The sequence below is a fragment of the Acinetobacter sp. YH16042 genome, from assembly GCF_013417245.1.
Lineage (GTDB): Bacteria > Pseudomonadota > Gammaproteobacteria > Pseudomonadales > Moraxellaceae > Acinetobacter > Acinetobacter amyesii.
The window spans coordinates 1-4,551 of record NZ_VPEJ01000055.1; the positions used below are offsets into that span (position 1 = coordinate 1).

The window sequence follows — 4,551 nt, forward strand, 5'->3', positions numbered from 1 at the left end:
AGAACCTAGTCAATCAGGCTGTTAAAGAGCTTCAAATCACCGAAGAACGCATTCAAAAGGTCATAGCAGGGCAAACCCATAGTACCGTATCAAAATCGCTAAATACGGGCTTACAGGAGGGTACAGCGGAGCTTATTAAGACCGCCAAAGCACTTGGACATTTAAAAAACTCGATTGAATCAACCAGTGATCAATTTTCATGGAAAATCATCACTATCGTTTTAGGCATTTTCGCCATTCTTATGCTTGGCATCATTTGGCTGTTTAGTGTTTATATCAAACCTTTAGAAAATATCCCGCAGATCGAGAGCCTAAGACAGCAAGGCATTCAGTTTGATCTTGGAAGCTGTAAAGTCGATGGAGAATCTAAAACGTGTGTCCGAGTGATGAAAGAACAGTGCGGATATGGAAATGCTAAAGATTTTTGCGTGATAGACCCTAAATAACAAACATCTGAAAAAGAAAAAGCCCATTCAGTATTGAAACTCAATGGGCTTTCGCTTTATATTCAGCGGTACGCAGTTATTTGATGCGCTAACATCAAGTAACGAAGATCAGCAGAGCTACCAACTCGTGCAGATTTCACCACAAGGCTTGTACCTGAACTCTATTTTCACAATAAACAGTGTTTAGATCAAGACTCAAAATGATAAGTCTTCGTTAATACGTGTTTTTAATCATCAAATAAGCATCATAGATCGAGCTTTGCCTGCTCCTGCGTGTCCGTTTTACGGATTGGCATGCGTTGCATGTGGAGGGAATAAGTGTCACTGGTGCAACGTAGCGATAGTCGAAAGGCTAAACCGCTACAGGGGAATCTCACAAAAGCGGAGCGTTAAGAGTAGTTGTATAGGTTGGTTAAGTTGTATGTTGGGGAAACCCTCGCAGAGATACCGCCATACTTCGACAGGGAGCGTGTGGGGAGAGGTGCAAGACCTTTAGTCCTTGTCTGCATAGTTTGCAAAGCTATGTGCGGATACGACCGATATACGTGGCTCCGAAGCCAAAAGAATATACGGTAAATCGGCAATACTTAAAGGATGCGTCATTTTTTTAAATGACCGCCTTTAGGGAGAGTATTGCCGAAACTCTCTCAACCGTTTCCAAAGCCAAAGCACGAAGTGCGACGCTTTGGGGGCGAGTTGAGAAGTTGAGAGCTTATTAAGCGTTTAAGAATAATAAGCGGATGTTTGATCTATTCTAATTTTATTGCTTAGGCTATTTGACTAATTAATTATGTTTTCAATAGCTTGTTTAAGTTCTTTAAATACTTCTTTGCTTTTCTTATTCCAATAAAACCATGTGCCAATTGCAATAATTAATGAAAACTTGTGATGAAAAGCTGGAAATAGGACGTACTTTGCAGCCTATGCTACAATTCGCAGTCTAGACCGAATACTGGTCTTTTTCTTTTATTTCGTTTTCTTTGGTTTCCAGGTTTTCATATGATTAAGTGGATCATTCTGGCGATTTTTATTCTTTCTGCACTTTATATTCAGCAACGTGGGAAGGTTCGTCACTCGTTTTATCGTCAATTTTTCGATCACTCAACGATTCTTGCGCCAATTAACTACCTCATGTACATGTTTTCAAAGGTACCGAATCAGCCATATATCGATACACAGCATTTTCAAGACTTAAAAGTGTTGGATGAAAACTGGGAAATGATTCGTGATGAAGCAAAAGCTTTATATGAAAAAGGCGGAATTAAAGCATCGAGCAGTTATGATGACTTGGGGTTTAACTCCTTTTTCAAAACAGGCTGGAAGCGTTTTTATCTGAAATGGTATGACTCTGCACATCCATCAGCCGCTGAACTTTGTCCAAAAACGACGGCGTTGCTGAAAACCTTGCCGACCATTAAAGCCGCGATGTTTACCGAGCTGGCACCTGACAGCCGTTTGGTTCGTCACCGTGACCCTTATGCGGGTTCATTGCGTTATCACTTGGGGTTGATCACACCGAATGATGATCGCTGCTTTATTGATGTGGATGGTGAGCGCTATTCATGGCGCGATGGTGAAAGCGTGGTCTTTGATGAAACTTATATTCACTATGCCGAAAACACCACTGATCAAAACCGCATTATTTTCTTTGCCGATGTCGAGCGTCCATTAAAGACACGCTTTATGGAACGTTTCAATCACTGGTTTGGTAAAAAAGTTATGACCGCTGCCAGCTCTCCAAATGAAGCAGGGGATCAAACGGGTGGACTGAATAAAGTCTTTGGTTATGTCTATCAAGTGCGGATCAAAGCTAAAGCCTTGAAGAAAACCAACCGTCAACTGTACTACTTCTTAAAGTGGTTCTTAATGCTCGGAATTTTCTTCCTGATCTTTGTTCGACCTTATGTGTTTTAAAGTACATTAAACGCCCTGAGGGGCGTTTTTTTATTTGGGCAGAAAAGGGGAAGCCTATCTGCCCTTTTGATTTTTCTATTTATTTCAAGGCTTACAGTGGATTTGAACCACGCATGGCTTTATGCTTTATCCAGTTAAAACTAAAAACAACATGAGCGCGTATCTCTTTCATTTTTAAGATCGCAACTTATAAGTTAGATAAAGCATGAGGTTTCAAGGTGCAAAAGTTTCTTGTAGTTAATTAATTTTACGTTGATTTAATATCTCTTGTCCTAATTCTTTCCAAATTTGCCATTTCATATCATTTGGATCAATTTCAGCAGTTTTAAGCAGAACTCCAAGTAATTCGGCGGGGTCACGCTGATCTAGGTTAGCAATTTCAAAAAGTGCGCCTAATTGGATGAGGTGACGTGTACGAGCTTTACGTTCAGCTTCCTTTTCCGCATTGAGTAATTTTCTAACAACGACTTTCTGTTTATTTGCTCGATCTATAGCTTTTTCAGCTTTGATAAGGGCATTTAATTTCTTTTCTTGTTCAGGTGTTCGGTACTGAATTTGAGCCAATTCCAATAGAAGTTTTTGAGCATCACTTGGATTCTTTAATGCAGAAATGTAGGTAATTTTTTCAGACAGCCATTCATTATTCATATTCAATTCCTTAATTCAGATACCGCAAAAGTACATGCTCAATTCTCAAAGAACGATAACAAAATAATTACGTCCAAGGTACGCAATTTTGTTAAAGTTCGTTCTAGATATTGTCGCCTGCACTTCCATCAAAATTTTGATGGCGCGCTTAGACGTTTCTCAATTTCATTGAGAAACCTAAGCACGTTAGGGATTTCATCCCTAAAACCCTGAAACTTCTTTTTTTAATTCAATTTTCAATTGAATTAAAAAAAGAAGTACCAAAGCTAGGAGCAACAGCATGCAACTAAAACAGGTCTTGGGAAAAATCAAAGATATTAGTTTTGGCGTGATCGCAGCACCGCTACTTATCATCATTATGATGTGGGCTTCGATACTTGATCAAAGAGCGTTTAAAAAAGAACGTAACCGAAAAAAGGAACAGGATAAGACCTAATGGCGATTGCTCGTTTAAGTGTCAAAGTCGGTAAGGCAGGTAAAGCAGCACCGCATGCCGAATATATTGATCGGGATGAAGAAAAAAAGCTGAAACAAGAACAGGCAGAAACCGACCTTGAACATAGTGCCTATGGGAATATGCCGAAATGGGCTGAACATAATCCGATTACCTTTTGGGAAGCAGCCGACCTTTACGAGCGCAAAAATGGCAGTACCTATCGAGAATATGAAATTGCCCTGCCTAGAGAGATGAATGCCAAACAACGTCTAGAACTGGTTGAGGAGTTCATTCAGTCCGAGATCGGCTCAAAATATCCGTATCAGTTTGCGATTCATAATCCTAAAGCAATGGACGGCAACGATCAGCCCCACGTGCATCTCATGTTTAATGAACGTCTGCAAGATGGAATTGAACGAGATCCGGAGCAGTATTTCAAACGCTATAACAGTAAAAATCCTGAACGTGGCGGAGCTAAAAAAGATAATACAGGTAAGAGTTACCAGGAACGAAAAACCGATATTAAAGACCTACGCCAAAGATGGGCAGATTTATGCAACAGCCATTTAGAAAAACACCAAATTGACAGCCGTATTGATATGCGAAGCTACAAAGAGCAAGGCATAGAGAAAGAACCTGAAAAAAAACTGTTACCAAGCCAAGCCAAAGACCCTGAAATTAGGGAAGCCCTACAACTGTCACGAACGGCCTATAAAGAGCTTGAACGACTAGATTTAGGCGACCCGAAAAAAGACCTGAAAGACCTCAAAAACAGCCCTATCTCAGACAAAGAAATTAAACAGGGCATTGAGAGCTTTAAGGCTGATTTTGACAGCTTTAAACAGCTTGCCTTACAGCAGTACAAAGAACAGCAGAAATTAGAACGAGAGCAACAGAGAACAATGAAGTTTAAGGGGATGAGCCGATGACACCTGATGAAAAAAAGTTATATGCACTGATGGCAGTTGCAGAACAACAGCAGAACCTAGTCAATCAGGCTGTTAAAGAGCTTCAAATCACCGAAGAACGCATTCAAAAGGTCATAGCAGGGCAAACCCATAGTACCGTATCAAAATCGCTAAATACGGGCTTACAGGAGGGTACAGC

General features: G+C 40.3%; 5 protein-coding genes and 1 pseudogene. 5 read left to right on the forward strand and 1 reads right to left on the reverse strand.

Annotated elements, in window-relative coordinates:
* Together FTV37_RS16400 and lpxO are read left to right on the forward strand one after the other, a co-directional pair.
* A partial coding sequence (locus FTV37_RS16400; protein WP_180064282.1) for a hypothetical protein occupies positions 1-446 on the forward strand: 446 nt, incomplete at its 5' end.
* A 999-nt stretch (positions 447-1,445) separates the two neighbouring features.
* The gene (lpxO, locus tag FTV37_RS16405) at positions 1,446-2,360 is read left to right on the forward strand and encodes a lipid A hydroxylase LpxO (RefSeq protein WP_125273387.1); all 915 of its coding nucleotides are present in this window, start codon (positions 1,446-1,448) and stop codon (positions 2,358-2,360) included.
* Between the two features lie 237 nt (positions 2,361-2,597).
* On the opposite strand, the gene FTV37_RS16410 is transcribed toward lpxO, so the two are convergent.
* Positions 2,598-3,008: a conjugal transfer protein TraD gene (locus FTV37_RS16410; protein ID WP_179995789.1), complete on the reverse strand. Its 411-nt coding sequence runs from the start codon at positions 3,006-3,008 to the stop codon at positions 2,598-2,600.
* Positions 3,009-3,288: 280 nt separating this feature from the next.
* Between FTV37_RS16410 and FTV37_RS16415 the strand changes: the two genes are divergently transcribed.
* The 3 genes and pseudogenes from FTV37_RS16415 to FTV37_RS16425 all read left to right on the forward strand — a co-directional run.
* Positions 3,289-3,444: a hypothetical protein gene (locus FTV37_RS16415; protein ID WP_004847148.1), complete on the forward strand. Its 156-nt coding sequence runs from the start codon at positions 3,289-3,291 to the stop codon at positions 3,442-3,444.
* Positions 3,444-4,373 carry a MobA/MobL family protein gene (locus FTV37_RS16420; RefSeq protein WP_180064283.1) on the forward strand — a complete coding sequence of 310 codons (930 nt, stop codon included), beginning with the start codon at positions 3,444-3,446 and terminating at the stop codon, positions 4,371-4,373. Before FTV37_RS16415 ends, FTV37_RS16420 begins: the two co-directional genes overlap by 1 nt.
* A pseudogene (locus FTV37_RS16425) lies at positions 4,370-4,551 on the forward strand (hypothetical protein); the annotation flags it as partial. The gene FTV37_RS16420 and the pseudogene FTV37_RS16425, both read left to right, overlap by 4 nt.